Below are 22240 nucleotides of genomic sequence, written 5' to 3'. Positions count from 1 at the left end.
GATGTCGGGCACCTCCGGCCGGACCGCTCAGCAGACCTGGGCCGGGGCTTCCGCCACGTTACCAGTGGTCACCGGCGTGCGGGACGGCGGCCGCTGACCACCGGGTCAGGCACCCGAATAGGGGATAACTTCGCGGACGCTCCTCAACGGTAGGGTCACGACCACTTGACCACGTGTCGCATTCCCCGTACCGTCACGCTCCGTAGCGATCGACGGGAGAACCCCGAGCAGCACTGGGAGTGTCCGAATGCCCTCTGAATACGCCAAGTCTCTGGGCGCCCGCCTGCGCTCCATCCGCCAACAGCAGGGTCTCTCCCTGCAGGGGGTGGAGGAGAAGTCGAACGGGCGGTGGAAGGCCGTGGTGGTCGGCTCGTACGAGCGTGGCGACCGGGCCGTGACGGTGTCCCGGCTGGCCGAGTTGGCCGAGTTCTACCGCGTACCCGTCTCGGAGCTGCTGCCTGACGGCAGTGGCGTCCGGCACGAACCCACCAGCAAGATTGTTCTGGACCTGGAGCGGCTCTACGACGAGGCCTCCGAGGACCTGGCCTACGTCGCCCGCTACGCCCGCGCCATCCAGCAGCAGCGCGGCGACTACAACGGCCGGGTTCTCTCCATCCGCGCCGACGACCTGCGGGCGCTCGCGATCGTCTACGACGCCTCACCGTCGGGTCTGATCGAGCGGCTCACCGAGCACGGTGTGCTGGTGGCCGACCCCCGGGCGTTCTTCGCCTCCTGAGCAGTCGCAGCACGCGAAGGGCCCGTGCCATTCGGCACGGGCCCTTCGCGCTGTGCGGGTCGATCGCGGACGCTCAGCGGGTGGTGTATTCGGCGATCCGGCCGAGCACCCCGTTGAGGAAGCGCGGCGAGTCGTCGGTCGACATCTGCCGGGCCAACTCCACCGCCTCGCTGATCGCCACCGCGTCGTCGATCTCGTCGACGTAGAGCAACTCGTAGACGGCGATCCGGGCCAGATTACGGTCGACGACCGGCATCCGCTCCAGCGTCCACCCCTCGGCGTAGCTGGCGATCAGCTCGTCGATCCGGTTGAGGTGCTCGGCAACACCCTCGACCAGGCCCACCGCGTAGCCCAGGTGCTCTGGTCGGGGCTGCTCGATCCGCTGCACGTAGCCGGCGAGCACCTCCACCGGGGGCCTGTCTCGCAGGTCGGCCTCGTAGAGGACATCCAGCGCCCGCTTGCGCGCCTTGCGGCGCGCCGGCATCTGCTGCTTGGAACCCTCAGCCATCAGGCGCGGCCGAGGTAACGGCCGTCGCGGGTGTCGACCTTGATCTTCTCGCCGGTGGTGATGAACAGCGGGACCGGAACGGTCGCCCCGGTCTCCACCGTCGCCGGCTTGGTGCCGCCGGTCGAACGGTCGCCCTGCAGGCCCGGCTCGGTGTAGGTGACCTCCAGCACGACGCTCGTGGGCAGCTCGATGTAGAGCGGCACACCCTCGTGCTGGGCGACGGTCGCCTCCGCCTCGGGCAGCAGGTAGTTGGCTGCCTCACCGACGGTGCCGCCGGGCACGGTGATCTGGTCGAAGGTCTCCAGATCCATGAAGACGAAGTCCTCACCGTCGGCGTACAGGTACTGCATCGTGCGCTTGTCAACGGTCGCGGTCTCGACCTTGGTGCCCGCGTTGAAGGTCTTGTCGACCACCTTCCCGGACAGCACGTTCTTCAGCGTGGTGCGCACGAATGCACCACCCTTACCGGGCTTGACGTGCTGGAACTCGACGACGGCCCAGAGCTCGCCATCCAGGTTGAGTACCAGGCCGTTTTTGAGGTCGTTGGTGGAGGCCATTTCCTGCCTTGATCATCAATTGGCGGACAGACCCTGAGAGTCTACTAGCTGCGTCGAATCGCCCGGCCCCCCGCTCGGGGCGGGCCCTCAGCGGGTGGCCAGATGGTGCAGGGCGAGACGATAGCCGTCAATGCCCAGACCGCAGATCACTCCGGTCGCCACCGCCGACACCACCGAATGGTGCCGGAACTCCTCACGGGTGTGGATGTTGGAGATGTGCACCTCCACCAGCGGCCCCCGCAACATGGCGCACGCGTCCCGTACCGCGATCGAATAGTGCGACCAGGCAGCCGGGTTGAGCACCACGGCGGCGCCCTCGTCGGCCGCCGTGTGCAGCCAGCCGAGCAGCTCGTGCTCGGCGTCGGTCTGCCGGACCGTCACCTCCAGCCCCAACTCCCGGCCGGTGGCCTCGCAGAGCGCCACCAGGTCCCGGTAGGTGCTCGCGCCGTACACGTCGGGCTCGCGGGTGCCCAACCGACTGAGGTTCGGCCCGTTCAGGACGTAGACCTTCACGGCGCTCTCTTCCGTTCGCGACTGCGGGGCTCGCAAACCCTGCTCACTCCTCGCGCTCACGAGGTTGCCACCTCGCGGTAGGCGGCCTCCAGCAACGCGTCGTCCGGACCCTCGAGCATCGCCGGGCGGGCCAGCCCGTCCAGCACCACGAAGCGCAGCCGAGCGCCCCGGGCCTTCTTGTCCACCCGCATCGCGGCCAGCAACTGCGGCCAGGCGTCGGCCGGGTAGCTCACCGGCAGGCCCAGCGCGCCCAACGTGACCCGGTGCCGGTCGGCGGTCGGCGCGTCCAGCCGCCCGGCGAGGCGGGCCAGCGTGGCCGCGTACACCAGACCGACGGAAACGGCGTGGCCGTGCCGCCAGCGGTAGCCCTCGTTCTGCTCGATGGCGTGCGCCAGGGTGTGGCCGTAGTTGAGCACCTCCCGCAGGCCCGACTCGCGCAGGTCGCCGGAGACCACGTCGGCCTTGACCCGGATCGCCCGCTCGATCAGCTCCCGGCTCACCGGCCCACCGGGATCGGTGGCGGCCACCGGGTCGTTCTCGACCAGATCCAGGATCGTCGGGTCGGCGATGAAACCGCACTTGACGACCTCGGCCAACCCGGCAGCCAGGTCGACCGCGGGGAGGCTGTCGAGCGTCGCCAGGTCGGCCAACACCCCGACCGGTGGGTGGAACGCGCCGACCAGGTTCTTGCCGGCGGCCGTGTTGATACCGGTCTTGCCGCCCACCGCGGCGTCGACCATGCCCAACAGCGAGGTCGCCACCGGCACCCAGCGCACACCCCGCAACCAGCAGGCCGCGACGAAGCCGGCCAGGTCGGTCACCGCGCCGCCGCCCACCCCGACCACCGCGTCGGTACGGGTGAAGCCCGCCGCGCCGAGCCGGTCCCAGCAGGCGGAGGCGACATCGATGTGCTTGCCCGACTCGGCGTCGGGCACCTCGATCGGCAGTGGCTCGACGCCGGCGGCGCGCAGCCGCTCGCCGAGCGCGTCCGCGAGGGCCTTGAGCGGAGGCGCGTGCAGCACCGCCGCCCGCGTCGCGCCGGGCAGCAGGCCAGGCAGCGCACCCAGCAGATCACGTCCCACCAAGACGTCGTACGGCCGCTCGCCGCCGACCGGAATCCGGGTCACCTCGTCCATCGCCGGCAGCCTAGTCCAGCGGGCGGCGCGGCGACGGCAGCTGTCCACCTGCTGGCCGGGTGGCCCAGTCCGCCAACCGGCGGGTGTGCGCGGCCACCTCGGCGCGCAGCGCGTCCGGGTGCCGCACGGTGAAGGGGCAGCCCAGCCCGGCGAGCAGCGCCGCCATCCCGGGCAGGCTCTCCGCTCGGGCCCGCAGCAGCACCCCGTCGGTGGTGGCGCTCAACTCGGCCACGCTCGGCGGAATGCGGCGGCGGGCGGCGACCAGATCGGTCTCCAGCACGACCTCCACCTCGTGTGCGTACGGCACCCCGGCCAGCGACCGGGTCACCCAGGCCACCGCCTCGAAGCCGTCCGGCACCGTGAACGTCCCCCGGCCGGGCGTCACCGCGCCGATCCGGTCCAGCCGGAAGGTGCGGATCTCCCCGCGCCGGTGGTCGTGGCCGGTGACGTACCAACGGCCGGCGTGGAAGACCAGCCCGTACGGGTCCAGCTCGCGGTGCGACTGTTCGCCCCGCCAGGAGCGGTAGTCCAGTGCCACCCGCTGCCGGTGCCGGGCGGCCGAGGCCAACGCGAGCAGGGTCGCCGACGCCGGGCCGCGCTCCTGCTCCGGGCGACGCAGGGTGAAGCCGAGGTGCTCCTGGACGGCGGCGAGCCGGTCGGCGAGCGCCGCCGGCAGCACCCGGCGGATCTTCGCCAGCGCGGTGGCGGTGGCGGGCTGCTCGGTGGCGAGCCCGACCCGTTCGGCGACGACGAGACCGAGCAGCACGGCCACCGCCTCGTCGTCGGTGAGCATCAGCGGTGGCAGCTTGTATCCGGAGTGCAGCCGGTAGCCGCCGTGGCGGCCCCGGTCGGCGGTCACCGGGATGCCCAGCTCGACAAGCGTGCTCGCATACCGGCGCACGGTCCGCTCGTCCACCCCGAGCTGGCCGGCCAGCTCGGCGGCCGTCGACAGGTGCCGGGTCTGCAGCAGTTCGAGAAGGGCCAGCACCCGACCCGCGGGATGTGACACCGGCCACTCCTTCAAACCGGGCGGATTCTGTCCGGTTTCGATCGTACGGTCTGTCGGTACCCGAGAGAAGGAGCGACAGATGGCGACATTCGTGCTGGTGCCGGGGTTCTGGTTGGGCGCCTGGGCGTGGCGGGACGTGACCGCCACCCTGCGCGCGCAGGGCCACGAGGTGTACCCGATGACGCTGACCGGGTTGGCCGAGCGGGACCACCTCGCCGGCCCGGAGATCGGCCTGGACACGCACACCACCGACATCGTCCGACTGCTCGAGGTCGAGGACCTACGCGACGTGCTGCTGGTCGGGCACTCCGGCGGCGGCATGCCTGTCGCTCAGGCTGCGGACCGGATCCCGGACCGGATCGCCCGGGTCGTCTACGTGGAGAGTGGGCCGTTGCCGGACGGCACGGCGCAGTTCGACACGGTGCCGCCGGAGGAGCAGCAGCGGTTGCGCGCCGCGATCGGCACCGGGCACCTGCTGCCGCCGCCGGCCTGGGACCCGGCCGCCGACCCGACGAACCTGGCCGGCCTGGACGAGCCGACGCTCGCGTTGCTGCGGGCCCGGGCCACCCCGCAGCCGCTGAGGGCCGCCACCGACCCGGTCCGCCGTACCGGTGGGCGCCCGGTGCCGACCGCGCTTGTCGCCAGCACCTTCCCGCTCACCCTGGTGCGGCAGATGATCAGGGAGGAGCACCCGTTCTTCACCGGTCTGGCCGACGGCCAACTCCATGAGCTGCCCACCGGACACTGGCCGATGCTCAGCGAGCCAAAGGCCCTAGCCGACGTCCTGGACCTGATCACCCGCACCTGAGCACCCCCGCCCCGCCCCTGCGGGTCCGGCTGCCGAGCCTGCCCCCCGTCGATCATGGACTTGTGGTGCCAGGTTTGCGGGTCCACGGGCATTTCGTCCCCCACCACAACTCCATGATCGACGGGGTTGGGGCGGGGGCGCCCTCCGCGCGGGCGTCAGCGCGGGAGCAGGGCGGCGAGGTCGGCGACGACCTCGGCCGGGGTGCGGCCGTCGGTGACCACCGTTTCCGTGGCCACCTCGGCGTAGAGCGGCCGGCGCTGGTCGAGCAGGTGCTTGAGGGTGGCCCGTGGGTTGAGCGCGAGCAGCGGCCGGCCGGCGCCGAGCCCGACCCGCTTGACCGCGTCGGGAAGCTCGACCGAGAGGTGCACCACCCGGTGCCCGATCAGGGCCGCCCGGGTCTCCTCGGCAAGCACCGCGCCGCCGCCGAGGGCGAGCACGCCCGTGCCGCCGGCAAGCGCCGCGGCCACGGCGGCCCGCTCCAGGGTACGGAAGTGCGCCTCACCCTCGTCGATGAAGATCTCCGGGATGGGCTTGCCGGCCATCTGCTCGATGTCGGTGTCGGTGTCGCGAAACTCCACGCCGAGGGCGCCGGCGAGGGCCCGCCCGACGGTGGTCTTGCCGCAGCCGGGCGCGCCGACGAGCACGACGACAGGTGCCATCAGCGGATGACCAGCGCGTCGAGGTAGCCGGCCAGGTTGCGGCGCATCTCGGTGACCGAGTCTCCGCCGAACTTCTCGGTGGCCGCCTCGGCGAGCACAAGCGCGACCATCGCCTCGGCGACGACCGCCGCGGCCGGCACCGCGCAGACGTCGGAGCGCTGGTTGATCGCGGTGGCCGGCTCGCCGGTGGTGACGTCCACGGTGGCCAGGGCCCGGTTCAGCGAGGAGATCGGCTTCATCGCGGCGCGGACCCGCAGCGGCTCACCGGTGGTGATGCCACCCTCCAGCCCACCGGCCCGGTCGGTGACGCGGCGGACGCCGGTGGCCGACGGGATGATCTCGTCGTGCGCCTCCGAGCCACGGGAGCGCGCCTGCTGCCAGCCGTCGCCGATCTCCACACCCTTGATCGCCTGAATGGACATCAGCGCGGTGGCCAGCCGGGCGTCGAGCTTGCGGTCCCACTGCACGTGGCTGCCCAGGCCCGGCGGCACCCCGTACGCCAGCACCTCGACCACGCCGCCGAGGGTGTCGGCGGCCTTCTTCGCGGCATCGACCTCGGCGACCATCAGGGCGCTGGCCTCCGGGTCGAGGCAGCGCAGCGGGTCGGCGTCGATCCGCGCGGCGTCGGACGGGGTGGGCCGCAGCCCGGGCTTCGCGGCCACCGGGCCCAGCTCGACGACGTGCGAGACGATCTCGATGCCGAGCGCCTGCCGGATGAGCGCCTTGGCGACGGTGCCGACGGCCACCCGGGCGGCGGTCTCCCGTGCGCTGGCGCGCTCCAGGATCGGCCGGGCGTCGGTGTGGCCGTACTTCTGCATGCCGGCCAGGTCGGCGTGGCCCGGCCGGGGGCGGGTCAGCGGGGCGTTGCGGGCCTGCCGGGCCAACTCGTCGGGGTCGACCGGGTCGGCGGCCATCACGGTCTGCCACTTCGGCCACTCGGAGTTGCCGACCCGGATCGCCACCGGGCTGCCCAGGGTCACCCCGTGCCGCAGGCCGCCGAGCACCTCGACCTCGTCGCGCTCGAACGACATCCGGGCGCCCCGGCCGTAGCCCAGCCGCCGACGGGCCAGCTCGTCGGCGATCACGGTGGTGGTCACCTCGATGCCGGCCGGCACCCCCTCCACCATGGCGACGAGGGCGGGACCGTGCGATTCACCTGCAGTCAGCCAGCGCAACACAGCGGTCAGTCTGTCACGGCCCGCCACCGTCGCGGCACGCTCCCCACGGCGTCCCGCCCTGCGGACGCCACCGCCGGCCCACCCGGTCGTTTCCCTTTGCTCTGCACCCGCCGAGGCGACACCGCTCCGCACCCACCGACGCGACCTTTGCTCTGCACCCGCCGAGGCGACACCGTCCCGCACCCACCGACGCGACCTTTGCTCTGCACCCGCCGAGGCGACACCGTCCCGCACCCGCCGGCGGCGCGACGACCGCGCGGCGCCGGGTGGGCGCGGGCTCAGATTCCCCGACCGCGCTTGTGCAGGGTGCGCAGCACCGCGTCGGCGCGGACCACCCGACCGGCGACGGCGAGGGCCAGGTACGCGCGCGGCTCGCGGGGGTTGCTCCGCAGGGTGCGCCGGGCCCAGCGCAGCGCGCCTCGGCGGTCACCGGAGGCGGCCTGGGCGAACGCGATCTGCCCGGCCACCCGGGCCTCGCCGGCCGGTTGACCTGCGAACTCCGGATAACGCTCCAGCAGCCACTGCAACGCCTCGGAGATGGTGTCCCAGCGCTGCGCGAAGTATGAACGCTTGTGCCAGCGGACCAGCACCGACGGCGTCCGCAGGTTGATCAGCGGCGCGCTGCGCGCGGCCCGGAGCAGGAACTCGTAGTCCTCCGCGTAGCTGCCCGGGATCTCCTCGTCGACGAGCCCGAACCCGTCGCGCAGCGCGGCCGCGCGGATCAGGAAGGTCGACGGGTGCAGCTCCGTCATCCGGTCGCGCAGCAGGTCGTCCAGGGTGATCCGGTCCTTGTCGAGAACCCGGTCGACGGTGTGCCCGTCGTAGGTGACGCGGATGCCGCAGCAGACGAATTCGGCGCCCGGGTCGCCGGCCAGCGCGTCGACCTGGGCGGCCAGCTTGCCGGGCAGCCACTCGTCGTCGTCGTCGCAGAACGCGACGAGCTCACCCTCGGCCGCGACGGTGCCGCTGTTGCGCGCACCCGCCAACCCGGGGGTACGGGAGTTGCTGATCACCCGAACCGTGCGGGTCGGGCCGCTGCCCAGCTCGGCCAGCGACTCGTCCGGCGTGGACTGGTCGAACACCACCACGACCTCGATCGGGCCGGCGTGGTCCTGGGCCAGGATCGCGCGCACCGCGGCCCGCAGCAGTTCGGGGCGGTCCCGGGTGGGCACCACGACGCTGACGCTCGACTGCTGGGTCATCGGATCTCCTTCGTACCCGGGCGTGGCCGGGACCAGTTCCGCCACCGGGTTGGGCGCGGGGTCGAGCGGGCCACCAGGTCGTCGACGATCTGCCCGACCCGGGCCACCGCCGCCCGTTGTGCCTCGTGTGCCTCCGGATCGGCGGCCACCGCGTACCGCAATGGGTCGGCCACCCCGGCGGCAAGCGCCTCGTGCAACGCCTCCCGGGTCTCGCAGAGCGCCACCAGCCCGGCGGCGCCGAGCCGGCGGGCGAAGAGCATCTGGTGGTTGTCGACGTGCTCGCCGCGAGCCGGGTCGCGGGGCACCACGATGGGCAGGTGGCCGTGCCGGCGGGCCTCCAGGATGGTCGCCGGACCACCGTGGCAGACCACCAGGTCCGCGTCGGCCATCGCCTGTTGCAACGCGTCGTGGCCGAGGAACGGCACCGCGCCGGGCAGTTGAGGCGCTGTGGTGTGGCCGTGCTGCACGGTCAGCCCGATCGGGCCGGCGGTCTGCGCGTGCCACTGCGCCAACCAGTCCACCAACCGGTCGAAGGGGTGCTTGTCGGTCCCCACCGCGACCAGCAGGTGGAGCTGGGCGACCGCCGAGCTGTCGCGCTGGCGTGGCAGGCGGGCCGCCTCGGTGCCGGGTCGGGGTTGTGGACGCCGGGCGGTGCCCGCTTCCCCGGTCACAGCAGCGTCCCGACGACTGTCGCCTCGGGGTACTGGCGGCGTTGCTCGTCCCACTGCACGAGCATCGCGGACAGGAACGGTCGGCAGAGCCGAGCGGTCAACGTCGGGGTGTCGATCCGGTCGTACACCTCGATGTAGACGGTCGGGATGCGCCGCAGCCGGGCCAGCACCACGAACGGCACCGCCACCCCGGCGCCGGTGGTGACCACGGCGGCCACCCGCCGCGCCCGCAGCACCCGCCAGGCCAGCAGCGCGTTGCGCAGCAGGTTCGGTACGTTGCGGGTGGTCGGGTGGTGTGCCGGCACCAGGTCCTCGCCGGTCAGCAGCGAGACCGCCTCCGGAGTGTCGAAGGTGACCCAGCAGCGCCGCCACTGTTCGTACCAGGGCCGCAGGGCCAGTAGTTGGGCCAGATGGCCGCCGCTGGAGCCAACCAGCAGCAGCACCGGCGCACCGTTGTCGTCATTGTTGGTGTCCACGCGACTCCCCACAAGTTCGCTTGGAATTTCAGTTCACGCCACGCAGAAGCAGATCACACGATTCCCGGTCGTTGAATAGCGCGACCGGCCGAGACGACGATCTCCGCAGCGGGCGGTCCAGCGCACCGAACGGCCGAGACTCCATCGATCGCCATCACCACCTGCGATTTTGTCGTCACTCTGCGGCGTGCCGCCACGGCCGCGATTCCTCCAGATCAGCCGCTATGTCTTTTCTCGATGACGTCCAAGAGCGCGGGATGCAGTGCGCCGTTCCAGCCCGCGCCGGCGTTCGCGAGCCGCCAGGCCCGCAACCACATCTCCACCAGGTACGCGTCGGCGACGAGCCGGCGCTGCGCCGCGTCGAGGCCGAGCCGCTCGCCGTGCCGGCCCAGGTACCCGTCGACGGCCGACGCGGCGACGTCGGCCGGCTCCCCCCGCAGCACGAGCGCCCGCTGGAACGCGTCGTGCGCCAGGTCGAAGCCGACCGGCACGTCCGGCCCGCTGTGCTCCCAGTCCCAGGCGACCAACCGGCCGGCGTGCCAGCCCAGGTTCCACGGCACCCAGTCACCATGCCAGTGACCGAACTCGACACTGGTGTCGCCATGCCGGCGGGCCAGCGCGGAGACCGCGGCGACCGCCCGCGCGCCGGCCGGCTCGGTCGCGGCGGCCTGGCCGGCCAGATCAGCCAGCCGGCGCAGGAAGCTCGAGTCGCCAAGTGGTCGAGGTGTGCCCGCCGGGCCGCCCCGGCGGGCTACCGCGAGCAGCGCGGCGATCCGTGGCGGGTCGTCCACCGGCACACCGCGTACCGCCGGTGGCAACGGCTCGATCACCGCCACCACCTGGCCCGCCCACGATGTCTCGGTGAGCAGCCTCGGCGGGGTCGGGTGGTCGGCGACACCGACCACCGCGCGCAACGCCCGCAGCGCCGCCGCCTCCGCGCTGACCAGCGCGCGGGTCGCGTCGTTCCAGCCGATCTTCGCGTAGCCCCGCGGACGCCCGTCGGCGCTGAAGAGTTGCAGGGTGGGCTTGCCGTTCGGGTCGGGTGGGCGGACCCCGAACGCGGCCAGCAGCGACGTGTCACCCAGCTCGCTGGTGAGCCGCTCGCTGAGCAGCAGCTCCGCAGCCGGCACCCCGGCCGGCACCGAGACGGTCAACGTCGGAAAGGGCGCGAGCCCCATCCGACCGAACCGGGCCAGCCCGCCGAGCACCGCCCGCAGCGCGCGCACCTTCGGTGGCCGCAGCGCGTTGTACGCCAGCAGGGACGCCGCCCCGGCCCGGGGTGCGCCAAGCGGCACCAGGAACCGGGCCCGGGCGATCGACGGCACCACCGCGTACCGGGCCACCGTCCGGTGACCGGCCGGCGGTGCGCCAGCCACGGTCAGGCCGACCCGGTCGTCCGGGAAGACGGCACGGCTCACCCAGCCCAGTCCGTCCTCCCGGGAGCGGGGGTCGGTGGCCGGGCCCTCCCGCGTCGTCACGCCGACCGGTCCGCCCAGTCGAGGTCCAGCCCGAGCCGCTGCCGCAACGCGTCGTTGTACGGCCGGTAGTAGTCGGTCAGTTCGGCGCGCACGGTCGGCTCCAGCGGTGCCGAGCGCCGATCGTTGTAGACCTTGAAGTTGGGCAGCTCGTACGCCGGCAGACCGAGGAAGTCCAGGGTGCGCCGGTAGGTCGCACGCGAGTCGCGGTACAGGTCCTCGCTGGGCAGGAAGAGGATCTGCTCGGAGTCGAAGCGCTCCAGCCACGGCTCCAGGTGCTCCAGGTAGCGCCCCCGGGCCCGGTACGTGTACCAGTCGTACGGCTCACTGAACGACTCCGGTTCGGCGATCAACCGTTCCCGCTCCCCCGCCGTGCGCTCCGGCTCGGCGGCGAGGGCGGCGGCGAAGTCCAGTGGCTCGATGCCGTGGGTGCGGCGTTCCTTCCAGTGCGAGTACGCCCGCTCCACCGGGTCGCGCAGCAGCACGATCAGCTTCACCGTCGGCATCAGCGCGGAAACCCGCTGCGCGGCGAGCGGGTGGAACATGTACAGCGGGGCCGCCTCGCCCACCCGGACCGGCCCGCCGTGCCGCTTGGCCAGGGCCTCGCGCTGCCGTTCGGTCGGGAAGTGCGAGCGGTACCAGGACTCGCCGCGCCCCCAGTGCTCCTCGAAGTAGTGCGCCGACTTGGTGTTCCAGGCGGGGAAGAGCCGGGGCACCAGCGGGTGCTGGATGAGGTAGTTCCACAGGGACGTGGTGCCACCCCGTTTGGTCCCGATGATCAGAAAGTCCGGCAGTGGCCGGCGATCGCTGGTGCGCACGCCGTAGTCGACAAGCGACTCCTTCACCCGGGTGGTCACCTGGGTCGGAACCAACTGCTTGACCCGGTCACGGATGGACACCACGACGGACCTCACCTGCCTCTCGTCGATGCCGGGGTGGGCTCGCCGGCCGCGGCCGCGTCGCCCCCTCCACGGATCTGCCTCATGGTCTCCCGGATGCCGGCGCGCACCCGGGGCAACGTCAACATGCCGACGCAGCCGGCCAGCAGCACCGCGAGCGCCACCGCGAGGCCGGGCAGGCCACGACCGCCCACCAGCACGCCGGCACCGGCGGCCAGGCCCACGCCGACGACGGTGGCCGCCGCGGCACGAACCATCCCCGCGTCGAACAGCGGCTCCCGTACCACCGACCGGGCGAACCCGGCGGCGGTGAGGTTCTCGGTGGCGATGCCCGCCGCCCAGGCCACCGCCGCCCCCGTCGCGCCGTGGCGGGGGATCAGCAGGAGACCCAGCGCGACGGTCACCGTCAGCCCGGCCACGGTGGCGACCAGGTGCAGCCCGCTGCGCCCGCCCATCAGCAGCAGACTCTGCACGTTGCCCACCCCGGTGTTGACGAGCATCGCCAACGCGAGCACCGTCATCGCCGGCACACCGGCGGTGAACTCCGGCCCGAACAGTTGCAGGAAGGCCAACGCGAAGACCGCCAGCAGCAGGTACACCGGCCAGGACAGCACCAGGCCCCAGGTGGTCAACTGCCGGTGCACGGCCGCCGCCGCGGCCCGCTCACCCCGCCCGAGCAGCCGGGACAACTGGGGAGACACCGCCACCCGCAGCCCCTGCATGGCCAACTGGCCGGCAAGGACGTACCGGCCGACCGCGCCGAACACGCCGGCGTCGGCCGGCCCGGCGAGCACCGAGGTGAGCAGCACACCCACCCACATGTTGCCCGCGTCGATCGCCGCCGAGGCGGCCCGGGGCAGCGCGAAGCGCCAGAACGTGGACCAGTCGGCGCGGTGCGGTCGCAGCGCCGCACCGCGGCCCAGCCCGAGCGGGCCGGCGACCAGGGTGAGGCAGACCAGCAGCGCCAACGCCGCCGGCACCAACCAGCCGGTCATGCCGGCGAGCAGGCCACCGCCGGCCAGCGCGGCGGCGCCGACAAGCACCGGGCGGGCGACCGGCAGCAGCAGGAACTGCACCCCGACGTACGCCCGGATGGGCCGCACGCAGCGCAGCGCGGCGAGCAGCAGGGTCATCGCAACGACCACCGGCACCGCGGCGAACGTGGCGGTGAGCAGCGCGTCGCCGTTGGCGAGGGAGTCGCCGAGCAGTCGGGGCGCGAGCGCGTCGGCGGCCAGCACGCCCGCGCCGGCGACCACGAGCGCGGTCAGCAGCGGCGGGATCAGCGCCACCGGGAGCACCCGGGCCGCGTCGCCGCGCACCCCCGCGCTGCGCCGGGGCAGCGCCCACATCAGGCCGGTCTCCGCGCCGAGGGTGCAGATCGCGGTCGCCACGGTGACGACCCCGATCGCGGCGAAGAACGCGCCCGCGCCGGTCGTGCCGTACCCCCTGGTGATCACGACGGCCAGGACGAACCCGAACAACCCGCTGGTGGCGGCGCCGAGCAGCCCCGCGACTCCGCTACGGGCGCTGCGGCGGGTCTCGGCCGAGCCCCCGGCGGGTGAGGAGGTGGCCGAGCCCTCGGCGGGACCGGGCCTCGGCCGGCCCTCGTCGGCGCCGGCCGGCGGTCGGGTCGCGGCGGTCACGCGGGCACCGCCGCGTTCCGGACGACCGGCGGTGGCGGCCCGACCAACCGGGTCAACCGTTCACGTTCGGTGAGCGCCATCGCGAAGGCGACCGCGAAGAACGCGACCGCCAGGTTCTGGTTGGCCATGCCGTAGAACGGGATCTGCACCAGGCAGACCACCGGCACCACCGCCAGCCACTGCCCGGCCGCCGACGTCGCCCGCGCGCAGATCACCGCGGCGGCGACGAACCACGCCAGGAAGCAGAGCAACGCGGGTACGCCGTGACTGAACAGCACCATCCACAGCTGCCCCTGGGTGCCGATCGGCGCGGCCGCCGACACGGTGTCGACGTTCACCGGAGCGCCGTAGCCCAGCCACGGCGACTCCTGCACCCGGCGGATCACCTCGGTGTAGAGCGAGAGGCGGTCGGTGTTGGTGTCGCTGGAGTCGACCCGCTTGTTGATCAGCTCGGTGATCGGGATGAACAGCGTGGCCAACCCGCCGATCACCACCACCCCGACGATGGACGCGGCCACCCGGACGTTGCCGCGCAGGCTGGCCCGCACCCCGAGCACCGCCAGCCCGGCGCCGAGGCTGAGGAACATCGCCCGGTTGAGGGTGAGGAACGCCGGGGCCAGCGACAGCGGCAGCGACGCCAGCAGCGCCCAGCGCAGCACGCCCTGCCGGCGCAGCATGGTGAAGGCCACCACGCAGGGCAGGGTCATCGCGTACGCGCTGCCGTAGTTGTTGGTGTACGCGAACGGCGCGGCCGGCCGGTAGATCGGGTTCAGCGAGCGGGCGCTGTACTCGGCGGTGGTGAGGTGCACCATGTCCTGGATGAACGGGGTGCCGGCCACCCCGCCGGGCAGCAGCACCTCCATTGGGGTCGTCATGGCCAGCCGGGGCAGCAGCACCCCGAGCCAGCCCAGCGCCACCAACCCGAACCAGAACGCGCAGAGTGGGGTGAGCACCGCCACCAGACTGGCACGTTCCCGGGCGGCGGCGTAGACGTACACGCCGACCACGAGTGCGGTCAGGTAGAAGGCCAGTCGCAGGGCGAACGTGAGCAGCGACGCGGGCGACGACAGCTGGGTCGCGCTGACCACCACGATGGCCAGGAAGAGCAGCCAGATGCCAACCGCCGGGGGCAGTGGCACGCGCCCCCGGGTGAGCAGCAACGCGAGCAGCAGCGCACCCAGCAGTGGCCAGCCGAGGTAGAACGCGCCGAGCAGCCACCAGAGCGGCACCAGGCCGAACATCATCGACAGCGGCCAGAGCGGCAGGTACGGCGGCGCGGGCGGGGCGACCGGCCCGGCCTCCTCCGGGGCGCCTCCGGGCGGTGGTTCGGTCGCCGGGGCGCGGGTGACCGACACGCTCAGGCCCGGCCGTTCCTGGTGAGCACGAAGCCCAACGGGGTGACGCCGGCGGCGCGGAGTCGCTCCACCAGGCGGCGCAGGTCGCTCTGCCGGGTGCGGTCCCGCTCGACGACCACCACCGCGCTGCCCTGCCGGGCCACGGCCACGCCACGCTCATCGGACTCGGCCGGCGGGGCGTTGAACAGGACCAGGCCGTGGTCCGCGCCCTGCCGCCAGGTGCCGAACCGGACACTGCCCACACCCACGGCAACCTCGTCGGGAGCGACGACGCGGCCGTTGTCCGGGCGGGCCGACGACACCCGCGGCAACGTCAGCGTGGCGTCCGGGTCGGTGGACGGGCGGGCGCCGGGCGGGTGCGGGGAGGGTCGGCGGGCGGGTGTGCCGTCCGTGCCGGCACCGGCGGCGGGTGTGCTGCCGGCCGGCCGGGGCTTGGGCACCAACGGTCGGGACGGGTCGATGGGCAACCGCCCCCGGTCGGCGAGCACGGTGGCCCGCAGCCGCTCGATCCGGCCACTGTCGTCGGCGACGAAGACCTCCCGACCGTCCACGGCGAGCGCCACGGCGAGCCCGGCGGTGAGCGCCGTAGCGTCCTCCCGGGCGGTGACGAGCGCGACCCGGGCGGGCTGCCGGACCCGCTCGGCGACCGCCATCGCCACGTACCGGACGTCGGCGTCGACCGCCCGGGGACTGCCCCGGAACGCGGGTCGGCGCACCGTACCGAGCAGCGGGAGGCCGGAGGCGTCGCGGCCGTCGGCGACCGAGCGGACCCGCCGGTCGGCCGACTCCCAGAGGTACGCCAGCACGACGCCGACGAGCGCACCACCGAGCAGGCCGGCGACCAGGTAGAGCGGCCGGTGACCGGCGGAGGTGACAAGCGCCTTCTCGGCGGTCTGGGTGACCCAGCCGGGGTTGACGTCGACCGCCGCGATCTCGGTACGGGCGGCGTTGAGCTGGGTGAGCTGGTTGTTGATGCCGGCCAGCTCGGCCACCAACGCGTCACCGGCGGCGGTGTCCTTGGCGGTGTTCGCCCGCTTCTGCAACGCGGTCTGCTGCGCGGCGACCTTGGTGATGCTGGCGTCGTAGGAGCGCAGCATCTCGGCGCGCTGCTGCTCGTACATGGTCCGCCGCACGCTCAGATAGGCCTCGGCGGCCCGGTTGGCGCTCTGCACGGCCTGGTGCGCCTCGCGCGCCTGGTAGGTGAAGCGCAGGATCTGCCCGCCGGTGGGCACCTCGACCTCGAGCGCGTCACGGATGTCCCGTGGGTCGCCGCCTGCCGACTCGGCGAGCTGCTGCACCACCTCGGTGCCGGTGGCGATGCCGCTCTCCACGTTCATGTTGACCGCGCGGTCGGCGCCCGCGCCGCTGGGGGTGAACGCGTCGGTCACCACCGGCCGGACCGCGACCACGGCACTCGCGGTCTGCGCCGCGGGCACCAGCAGCACGTAACCCAGCGCGGCGAGCAGACCGACCATGGCGACCGCCGCCACCAACCGCAACCGGTGCATCGGCACCTGAAGCAGGTCGGTAAGTGTCACGGCGCGCGAGGTGCCGGCGGACGGGCCGTCCGTGGGCCAGGAGCCGGGCGCTGCATCAGTCATGGAACTTCTTCACCGTCTGTTGAGGATTGCCAACGACCACGACGCCGGGGGGCACGTCCGTGCGGACCACCGTCGCGGCGCCGACGACGCTGTCCCGGCCGACCCGCACGCCCTTCAGGACCAGGGCGTGCGCACCGACCCAGACGTTGTCCTCGAGGACGATCGGGGCACGGGTGAGCGGGCTGGGCGGCGCGTGCCGCTGCTCGGGCGGCAGGTTGTGGAAGTCGTTGTCGAGCAGCTCGCAGTCCGACAGCAGGCACCTGTCTCCGACCGTCACCGACGTCCAGGTGCCGATCCAGGTGGCGTTGAGCAGACAGTCCGCGCCGACGCGAACCTCGCCGGGGCCCGCGAAGCGGACGAGCTTGTTCAACCGGGTGCGGTCACCGATGGTCACCCGCACACCTCGCCGTAACCGGATCCGGCCGCGGATCTCGACGTCCCGACCGAGTGTCAGCCGCCGGTAACGGAGCTGATACCAGCCACGTTTGACCGCGAAGACCAGACGCACCACGCGTCTCGTTCGGATGCCAGCGGCGCCGAGCAACGACCCTCCCCCACCGTCGCGGGCCGGCGGCGGTGGTACCCGCCACCGGCCCAACGTGAACAATCTACCGATGCTCCGTTACGAACGGTTGACCCTTACTGTACGGAGAAGAATGTCGATGGGGTAGACCAGGACAACTCGGGCGTCGCGCTGCTGATGACTGTCGCCGTGGTGCCGTTGACCACCGCCGTCGGGGCGGCGGTCGGGTCGAACGGCACGCTACGCAGCGCGCCGTCGGTGGAGCCGTAGACGATCCGGCCACCCACCCAGGCCATACCTCGAACGGCGGACCAGGTCACCCCACTGGTCGGCAGGGTGAACTCGGTGGCGCCGAGGTAGTTGCCGTCGATCTCGAAGTAGCGGTAGTACAGGTTGTTGGCCCCGGTCCGGGTGTAGTAGAGCCGACCGTCGAGGAAGAACGCGCCGGTCAGCAACGCCGGGTTGTACCAGTCGTTGTAGCCGGACGCCTCCCACGGCGAGCCGATCGCGCCGCCGTTGAAGAGCGAGACGTCGATCCGGCTGCCGGTGGGCGTGCCGGCCACCGTGTGTGACCAGTAGATCCGGTCGTCCACCCGCCAGGTCGCGCCGGCCGCCGTGTACGTGGGCTGGCTGACGCTTGTCGCGGTGCCCAGCTCGGTGCCGTTGAACGGCACCTTCGCCACGGTGCCCGAGGCCGTGCCCAGGTAGAGGTTGCCGGTGGTCGCCGACGGCGGGTTCTTCGCGGTGAAGGTACGCCCGCCGGCGAGCGGGAACATGCCGAGCCGGCCGTGGTACTCCTCGCCCATGCCGTCGGAGTTGTGCCCGAAGTAGAGGCCGTCCGAGCCGCGCCACAGCACCGGCACCGAGGAACCCCAGGTGCTGGTGCCCGACGGCATCGAGGCGCTGCCACTGCGGCGCGGGTTCCAGTTCACCGGCATGCCGGTCGCCGGCGAGACGGCGGCGATGCCGAGTCGGTCGACCGCGCCCGGGCCCGCGTTGTCGCTGGCGTTCGGGTTGTTGACCCAGCGGAAGTGCCCACCCAGGTAGATGACGTTGTCGGCCACCTCGACCGAGGTGATGGTGTCGTTGCCGGTGTAGTCGACCCAGGTGGCGAGCAGGCCACTGCCGCGCGCGGCGGTCTCGAAACGGACCAGGGCGTCGCAGTACGCGGCCGGCCAGCCGGCGCCACCGTTGGTGCCGACCACGAACCAGCTACCGTCGCCGCCGAACTTCACGTCCTGCACGTAGTGCACGAACGTCGTCGGCGACGCGCACGGCGGGACGAACTTGTCGGTGCTCCAGTCGAGCACCGTGGGGGTCCCGGAGACGTCCACCAACGCCATCTGGTTGCGCGGCAGGTCGTTCACGAGCGTGAAGTTGCCGCCGACGACGAGGGTGTCGCCGTCCGGTGCGACGTCGATGGTCCAGACGTACGACGTGGTGCTGTGCCGCCCCACGGTGGCGTCGATGCTGAAGGTCGGGTCGATCGCGCCGGTCGTCGCGTTGAGCCGGCCGAGGCCGGAGTGCGCGGTGCCGTTGAGCCAGTTGAACGCGCCGGCCACGTACAGCCAGTTGCCGTCCAGCGCCAGGTCACGGACGGTGCCGCCGTCCGAGCGCCCGACCCAGCTGTCGACGATCGCGCCGGTGGACGGGTTGAGCGCCACCAGGTTCTTCCGGGAGACGCCGTTGACGTTCTTGAAGGCGCCGCCGACGATCAGCGTGCCGCCGGGACCGGCGATCAGGGTGTTGACCGCGCCGTCGAGCACCGGCAGGAACGTGGTCGACATCGTGCCGCTGGTCCGGTCGTACGCGAAGAGGTAGCGCTGGGTGACCCACGCGGAGCTGGCGGTCTGCCGGAGCTGGGTGAAGCTGCCGCCGACGAAGACCGTGTTGCCCACCTGCGCGAAGGCACGCGTCTCACCGTCTCGCGCGTGCGGGGTCGTGTCGGCGGGATTCGCCGACACCAGGGTCGCCGTCGCCGGAACCGGTACCACCGCGGCCGACGCGGTCGTGGGCACGCCCAGAGCTGCGGCGATGATCGCCAACGCGACCATCCCCGCCCGAGTACGACGACGTCCTGCGGAACGCCACAAGTGCGAGAGTTTGGGCACGCTGCGCCTCCAGATTGGATGAGAACCCGAGGTAGCGTGCCTCGTCCAGCCTGGTAAACAAAATCCGCCGATTGGGCGGTGCATGAATCCGCAAGCCGACAGAACGCCGGAGGATCGGTTGTCCGACCCCCGGCGAACGCCGTTCCGTCAGCCCAACTAGGTCGTCAGCGGCTACCTCCGGTGGGCTGCCGCAGGTAGGGGTCCTGCCCCGCCTTCGCGAAGCCGGCCACCGCCGACGCGTCGTGGTTCATCGTCATGTCACAGGTCGACGTGCGGCTGGTCATACCGGCCGAGTTGAAGTAGATGGCCGCCTTGATCTTCGGGTGTGCCTTCAGCGCCGCCGGGAACTCCTGGAACCAGCGCTGCTTGGCGCTCGGGTCGGCGGCGTCGAAGTTGGTGCCGAACTCGGCGAGCATCCGGGGCTTGCCGGCGCCGATGCCGTTGTCGTCAAGCCACCTGTAGAAGCCACCGACGGTGGTGCTCGGGCTCTTCCAGACCGTGCTGCCGTTGCAGACGTGGAAGTTGTACGGGTCGTAGGCGACCCAGTCGACGTACTGGTCACCCGGGTACAGCCCGGCGTACCGGGAGTAGTGCCCGGACCAGCCCATCATCGTCCAGACCCAGACCGCATTCGTCGCCCCCGCGTTGGCGAACCGCGCGTGCACGTAGCGCCAGGCCCGGACGAAGTCGGCGTCGCTGCCCTTGTTCGGCTCGTCCTCCGGCTCGTGGTCGAAACCGATGAAGACCGGCACCCCGGCGGCCTTGATCCGGCCGGCGACCGCGTCGATGGTGCCGTCCTGCTTGCCACCGTAGACATCCGACCACTTGAGGGTGGTGCCGGCGGAGAAGTCACGGGACTCCCAGGCGAAGAACATCAGCCGACCCTCGCGCATCTGCTGCTGTTCGTACGCGTCGGGGAAGGCGCCGTTGCTGCCGGCGTTGGAGAAGTCGTGGTAGCGGTGCACGATGTCGAACTTGCGCCCGACCTGCGCCTCCACGTCGGCGACTGCCTTGCCGTGGTCCCAGCCGCCGGCTGCCCCGGCGGGCGAGTACATGCCCCACCAGGCTCCGCAGGACGGGACGAGCTTGTTCGAGACGGACCCGCACTTGCCGACCGGAAGGGTGCCGCTGGGGCTGGGGGTCGGGGTCCGGGTCGGCGCGACCGTCGGCGACGGCGTCGGCGCCGCGGTGGTCGGCGGCGCACTCGGTGACGGCGGTGGAGCCGGCCGGGTGGTCGGCGCCGACGACGGCTTCGCCCCGAGGTCGTAGCTGATCAGCAGGCTGGGCCGCAGGTCCGGGTTGCGGTGCTCGACCGACGCCCAGTAGATCCGGCTCTCCAGGCCACTCTGCGCGAGCGAGACCGTCCAGGTGCCGTTGCCGGTGACCAGCTTGGAGACGTCCCACTCGTTGAGGCCCTTGGACACGCTCGTCACGCTGTCCAGTGCCGCGCCGGCCGACGTCAGCGGGGGCCGCGACTCACGGGCGCTCAGCGGCGAGGCGTGTGCCGTCACCGTGGCGGCGAACTGCTGCCAGGAGTGCACCCGCAGCGTCGCCCGGATGTTGACCGCGGCTGCCGGAACGGTGGACACCGCGAACTCGATGACCGCCTGGCGGGCGCCACGCGGGTTGCCGTCGCACCGGGTCGCGCAGGTGGCGAGGGTCGTCTTGGCCGCGTTGTCACCGTCCTGGGACACCGCGGTCGCGGTGCTGTCCGCCGCCGCGCGGATCGACAGGTCGTCGCTGGCCAGCAGCGGCATCATGGTCGCCACGATGCCGGCCACCACCGTGCCGCCCACCACCCCGATGGCAATCGCCTTACGCCGGGGTCCGGAACGGAGCCGGGCGATGCGGTGCAGTCCGTGCCTGGTCAAGGAAACTCCTTGTGTCTGCGTCCGTAACGGTGAGCAGCGTATCGATGACCAGGGCACGTCGTGAGGAGGACAGTTTTCCGTAAGCGCGTCTTAACCGTGAGCTAAGAAACCGCCTTAGGCAGATCAGGGCCTCCGACCACAGGCACGACCGAAACCCGCCACACACCTTGCCCATCGAGCACGCGCGGAGTCAACGGACCCGTGGGAGCTGCCGGCCTCCAGGACATCGCGGCTGCCTGTTCAGTCCGTCAGGCGGCGCGAGCGGCAGCCAGCGCGGCGGCCATCGCCTCTCTCGGCGCGGGCACGCCGGTGAACTGCTCGAACTGCCCGACCGCCTGGGCCAGCAGCAGATCCCGACCGGAGACGATCCGGCAGCCAGCCGCGTCGGCGGCGGTCGCCAACGGCGTTGGCCACGGGTCGTAGAGCGCGTCGAAGAACACCGCGCCCGGCCGCCAGGCCACCGCACCGGCCAGTGGGTCGGCGACCCCCTTCGGCACCGTGGACAAGACCACGTCCGCGGTGGCGAGCCGCCGGGGCGCGTCGCCCCATGGCGCGGGCGTCAGCTCGACGTCCAGCGCCTCGGCCACCGGACGCAGCTCCTCGACCGCCTCCGGTCGACGGGCCACCACCGTCACTGACGAGCAGGCCAGCTCCGCCGCCGCCGCGAGCGCGGCGCGGGCCGTCCCGCCGGCGCCGAGCACCGTCACGGCGGCGCCAGCGGCCACGCCGGCGTCGGTGAGCACCCGCACCATGCCGGCGACATCGGTGTTGTCCGCGTACCAGGAGCCGTCCGGACGGCGTACCAACGTATTGGCCGCGCCGACGGCGGCGGCGACCGGCGACGCGGCGTCGGCCACGGCGAGCGCTGCCTCCTTGCCCGGCATGGTCACCGACAATCCGGCCCACTCCGGGCCCAGGCCGGCGACCAGATCCGGCAGCTCCGCCGCCGCGCACTCGATCCGGGTGTACGACCACCCGGTCAGCCCGGCGGCCACGTAACCCGCAGTGTGAATCACCGGGGAGAGGGAGTGCGCGATCGGCTTGCCCAGCACCGCGGCCCGACGGGTCGCCTCGGTCACCTCGCACCACCCAGCGCTGCTGCCGCGTGTCGCATCACTCTCCGCCCTCCCGGCCCCTCGGATCGACCCTACCCAGCCGGCAGGTCGAGCCACCAGAGACCGACCGCTTCTAGCCACGCCTGAGGGCGGCAAGAGCTTGACGCTTATCGATGGGGGTGGAAGCATTTCCGGCGACGGTACGACCGATCTGAAAATGGGGGGAACCTTGAACAAACGCATTCTGCGTACCC

General features: G+C 72.4%; 21 protein-coding genes. 2 read left to right on the top strand and 19 right to left on the bottom strand.

Annotated features, from left to right (window positions below; genetic code table 11):
• Positions 1–247: 247 nt before the first annotated feature.
• Complete coding sequence (locus AB0C15_RS23530) at positions 248–736, top strand: transcriptional regulator (RefSeq protein ID WP_007458348.1); 489 nt, start codon at positions 248–250, stop codon at positions 734–736.
• A 73-nt stretch (positions 737–809) separates the two neighbouring features.
• On the opposite strand, the gene nusB is transcribed toward AB0C15_RS23530, so the two are convergent.
• The 5 genes from nusB to AB0C15_RS23505 all read right to left on the bottom strand — a co-directional run bounded on the left by nusB (position 810) and on the right by AB0C15_RS23505 (position 4459).
• On the bottom strand, positions 810–1220 hold the full coding sequence (gene nusB / locus AB0C15_RS23525) for a transcription antitermination factor NusB (protein WP_357355318.1): 411 nt from the start codon (positions 1218–1220) through the stop codon (positions 810–812).
• A gap of 23 nt (positions 1221–1243) precedes the next feature.
• Positions 1244–1801 (bottom strand): elongation factor P, encoded by a 558-nt coding sequence (efp, locus tag AB0C15_RS23520; protein WP_007458344.1) that lies wholly within the window; start codon positions 1799–1801, stop codon positions 1244–1246.
• 87 nt (positions 1802–1888) lie between these two features.
• Positions 1889–2314 carry a type II 3-dehydroquinate dehydratase gene (gene aroQ, locus AB0C15_RS23515; RefSeq protein ID WP_357355189.1) on the bottom strand — a complete coding sequence of 142 codons (426 nt, stop codon included), beginning with the start codon at positions 2312–2314 and terminating at the stop codon, positions 1889–1891.
• 56 nt (positions 2315–2370) lie between these two features.
• Positions 2371–3450: a 3-dehydroquinate synthase gene (gene aroB, locus AB0C15_RS23510; RefSeq protein WP_357355187.1), complete on the bottom strand. Its 1080-nt coding sequence runs from the start codon at positions 3448–3450 to the stop codon at positions 2371–2373.
• 10 nt (positions 3451–3460) lie between these two features.
• Complete coding sequence (locus tag AB0C15_RS23505; protein WP_357355185.1) at positions 3461–4459, bottom strand: YafY family protein; 999 nt, start codon at positions 4457–4459, stop codon at positions 3461–3463.
• A gap of 79 nt (positions 4460–4538) precedes the next feature.
• Here AB0C15_RS23505 and AB0C15_RS23500 point away from each other — a divergent pair, with 79 nt between their 5' ends.
• Entirely contained in the window at positions 4539–5267 is a 729-nt protein-coding gene (locus AB0C15_RS23500) for an alpha/beta hydrolase (protein ID WP_357355183.1), read from the top strand.
• A gap of 155 nt (positions 5268–5422) precedes the next feature.
• On the opposite strand, the gene AB0C15_RS23495 is transcribed toward AB0C15_RS23500, so the two are convergent.
• The 14 genes from AB0C15_RS23495 to AB0C15_RS23430 form a co-directional block, all read right to left on the bottom strand.
• Positions 5423–5926, bottom strand: a complete 504-nt coding sequence (locus AB0C15_RS23495; protein WP_357355181.1) for a shikimate kinase — start codon at positions 5924–5926, stop codon at positions 5423–5425.
• Positions 5926–7104, bottom strand: a complete 1179-nt coding sequence (gene aroC, locus AB0C15_RS23490) for a chorismate synthase (RefSeq protein ID WP_357355179.1) — start codon at positions 7102–7104, stop codon at positions 5926–5928. The genes AB0C15_RS23495 and aroC overlap by 1 nt, the downstream gene beginning before the upstream one ends.
• Before the next feature lie 278 nt (positions 7105–7382).
• On the bottom strand, positions 7383–8306 hold the full coding sequence (locus tag AB0C15_RS23485) for a glycosyltransferase (protein WP_357355177.1): 924 nt from the start codon (positions 8304–8306) through the stop codon (positions 7383–7385).
• A complete protein-coding gene (locus AB0C15_RS23480; RefSeq protein ID WP_357355175.1) occupies positions 8303–8977 on the bottom strand; it encodes a glycosyltransferase in 675 nt (224 codons plus the stop codon). Before AB0C15_RS23480 ends, AB0C15_RS23485 begins: the two co-directional genes overlap by 4 nt.
• Complete coding sequence (locus AB0C15_RS23475; RefSeq protein WP_357355173.1) at positions 8974–9453, bottom strand: UDP-N-acetylglucosamine--LPS N-acetylglucosamine transferase; 480 nt, start codon at positions 9451–9453, stop codon at positions 8974–8976. The genes AB0C15_RS23480 and AB0C15_RS23475 overlap by 4 nt, the downstream gene beginning before the upstream one ends.
• Before the next feature lie 215 nt (positions 9454–9668).
• The gene (locus tag AB0C15_RS23470) at positions 9669–10931 is read right to left on the bottom strand and encodes a hypothetical protein (protein WP_357355171.1); all 1263 of its coding nucleotides are present in this window, start codon (positions 10929–10931) and stop codon (positions 9669–9671) included.
• Complete coding sequence (locus AB0C15_RS23465; protein ID WP_357355316.1) at positions 10928–11830, bottom strand: sulfotransferase domain-containing protein; 903 nt, start codon at positions 11828–11830, stop codon at positions 10928–10930. Before AB0C15_RS23465 ends, AB0C15_RS23470 begins: the two co-directional genes overlap by 4 nt.
• A gap of 8 nt (positions 11831–11838) precedes the next feature.
• The gene (locus AB0C15_RS23460) at positions 11839–13470 is read right to left on the bottom strand and encodes a lipopolysaccharide biosynthesis protein (RefSeq protein WP_357355169.1); all 1632 of its coding nucleotides are present in this window, start codon (positions 13468–13470) and stop codon (positions 11839–11841) included.
• A complete protein-coding gene (locus AB0C15_RS23455; RefSeq protein WP_357355314.1) occupies positions 13467–14714 on the bottom strand; it encodes an O-antigen ligase family protein in 1248 nt (415 codons plus the stop codon). The genes AB0C15_RS23460 and AB0C15_RS23455 overlap by 4 nt, the downstream gene beginning before the upstream one ends.
• A 113-nt stretch (positions 14715–14827) precedes the next feature.
• Entirely contained in the window at positions 14828–16426 is a 1599-nt protein-coding gene (locus AB0C15_RS23450; RefSeq protein WP_357355167.1) for a lipopolysaccharide biosynthesis protein, read from the bottom strand.
• Positions 16419–16937 (bottom strand): DapH/DapD/GlmU-related protein, encoded by a 519-nt coding sequence (locus AB0C15_RS23445; protein WP_357355165.1) that lies wholly within the window; start codon positions 16935–16937, stop codon positions 16419–16421. The genes AB0C15_RS23450 and AB0C15_RS23445 overlap by 8 nt, the downstream gene beginning before the upstream one ends.
• 128 nt (positions 16938–17065) lie before the next feature.
• Entirely contained in the window at positions 17066–19003 is a 1938-nt protein-coding gene (locus AB0C15_RS23440) for a hypothetical protein (protein WP_357355163.1), read from the bottom strand.
• A 221-nt stretch (positions 19004–19224) separates the two neighbouring features.
• Entirely contained in the window at positions 19225–20931 is a 1707-nt protein-coding gene (locus AB0C15_RS23435; protein ID WP_357355161.1) for a glycoside hydrolase, read from the bottom strand.
• Positions 20932–21179: 248 nt separating this feature from the next.
• Complete coding sequence (locus AB0C15_RS23430; protein WP_357355159.1) at positions 21180–22010, bottom strand: shikimate dehydrogenase; 831 nt, start codon at positions 22008–22010, stop codon at positions 21180–21182.
• Positions 22011–22240 lie beyond the last annotated feature (230 nt).

The sequence above is a fragment of the Micromonospora sp. NPDC048835 genome, assembly GCF_040649995.1.
GTDB lineage: Bacteria > Actinomycetota > Actinomycetes > Mycobacteriales > Micromonosporaceae > Micromonospora.
The sequence above is the reverse complement of the archived record's forward strand: the minus strand, read 5'-3'. Positions and strand labels throughout refer to the sequence as shown.

Bases quoted from the DNA above. Each gene is read 5' to 3' on its own strand.
- AB0C15_RS23530 (WP_007458348.1), top strand. From the start codon at position 248: ATGCCCTCTGAATACGCCAAGTCTCTGGGCGCCCGCCTGCGCTCCATC.
- nusB (WP_357355318.1), bottom strand. From the start codon at position 1,220: ATGCCGGCGCGCCGCAAGGCGCGCAAGCGGGCGCTGGATGTCCTCTAC.
- efp (WP_007458344.1), bottom strand. From the start codon at position 1,801: ATGGCCTCCACCAACGACCTCAAAAACGGCCTGGTACTCAACCTGGAT.
- aroB (WP_357355187.1), bottom strand. From the start codon at position 3,450: ATGGACGAGGTGACCCGGATTCCGGTCGGCGGCGAGCGGCCGTACGAC.
- AB0C15_RS23500 (WP_357355183.1), top strand. From the start codon at position 4,539: ATGGCGACATTCGTGCTGGTGCCGGGGTTCTGGTTGGGCGCCTGGGCG.
- AB0C15_RS23495 (WP_357355181.1), bottom strand. From the start codon at position 5,926: ATGGCACCTGTCGTCGTGCTCGTCGGCGCGCCCGGCTGCGGCAAGACC.
- AB0C15_RS23485 (WP_357355177.1), bottom strand. From the start codon at position 8,306: ATGACCCAGCAGTCGAGCGTCAGCGTCGTGGTGCCCACCCGGGACCGC.
- AB0C15_RS23455 (WP_357355314.1), bottom strand. From the start codon at position 14,714: ATGATGTTCGGCCTGGTGCCGCTCTGGTGGCTGCTCGGCGCGTTCTAC.
- AB0C15_RS23450 (WP_357355167.1), bottom strand. From the start codon at position 16,426: ATGACTGATGCAGCGCCCGGCTCCTGGCCCACGGACGGCCCGTCCGCC.
- AB0C15_RS23440 (WP_357355163.1), bottom strand. From the start codon at position 19,003: ATGGTCGCGTTGGCGATCATCGCCGCAGCTCTGGGCGTGCCCACGACC.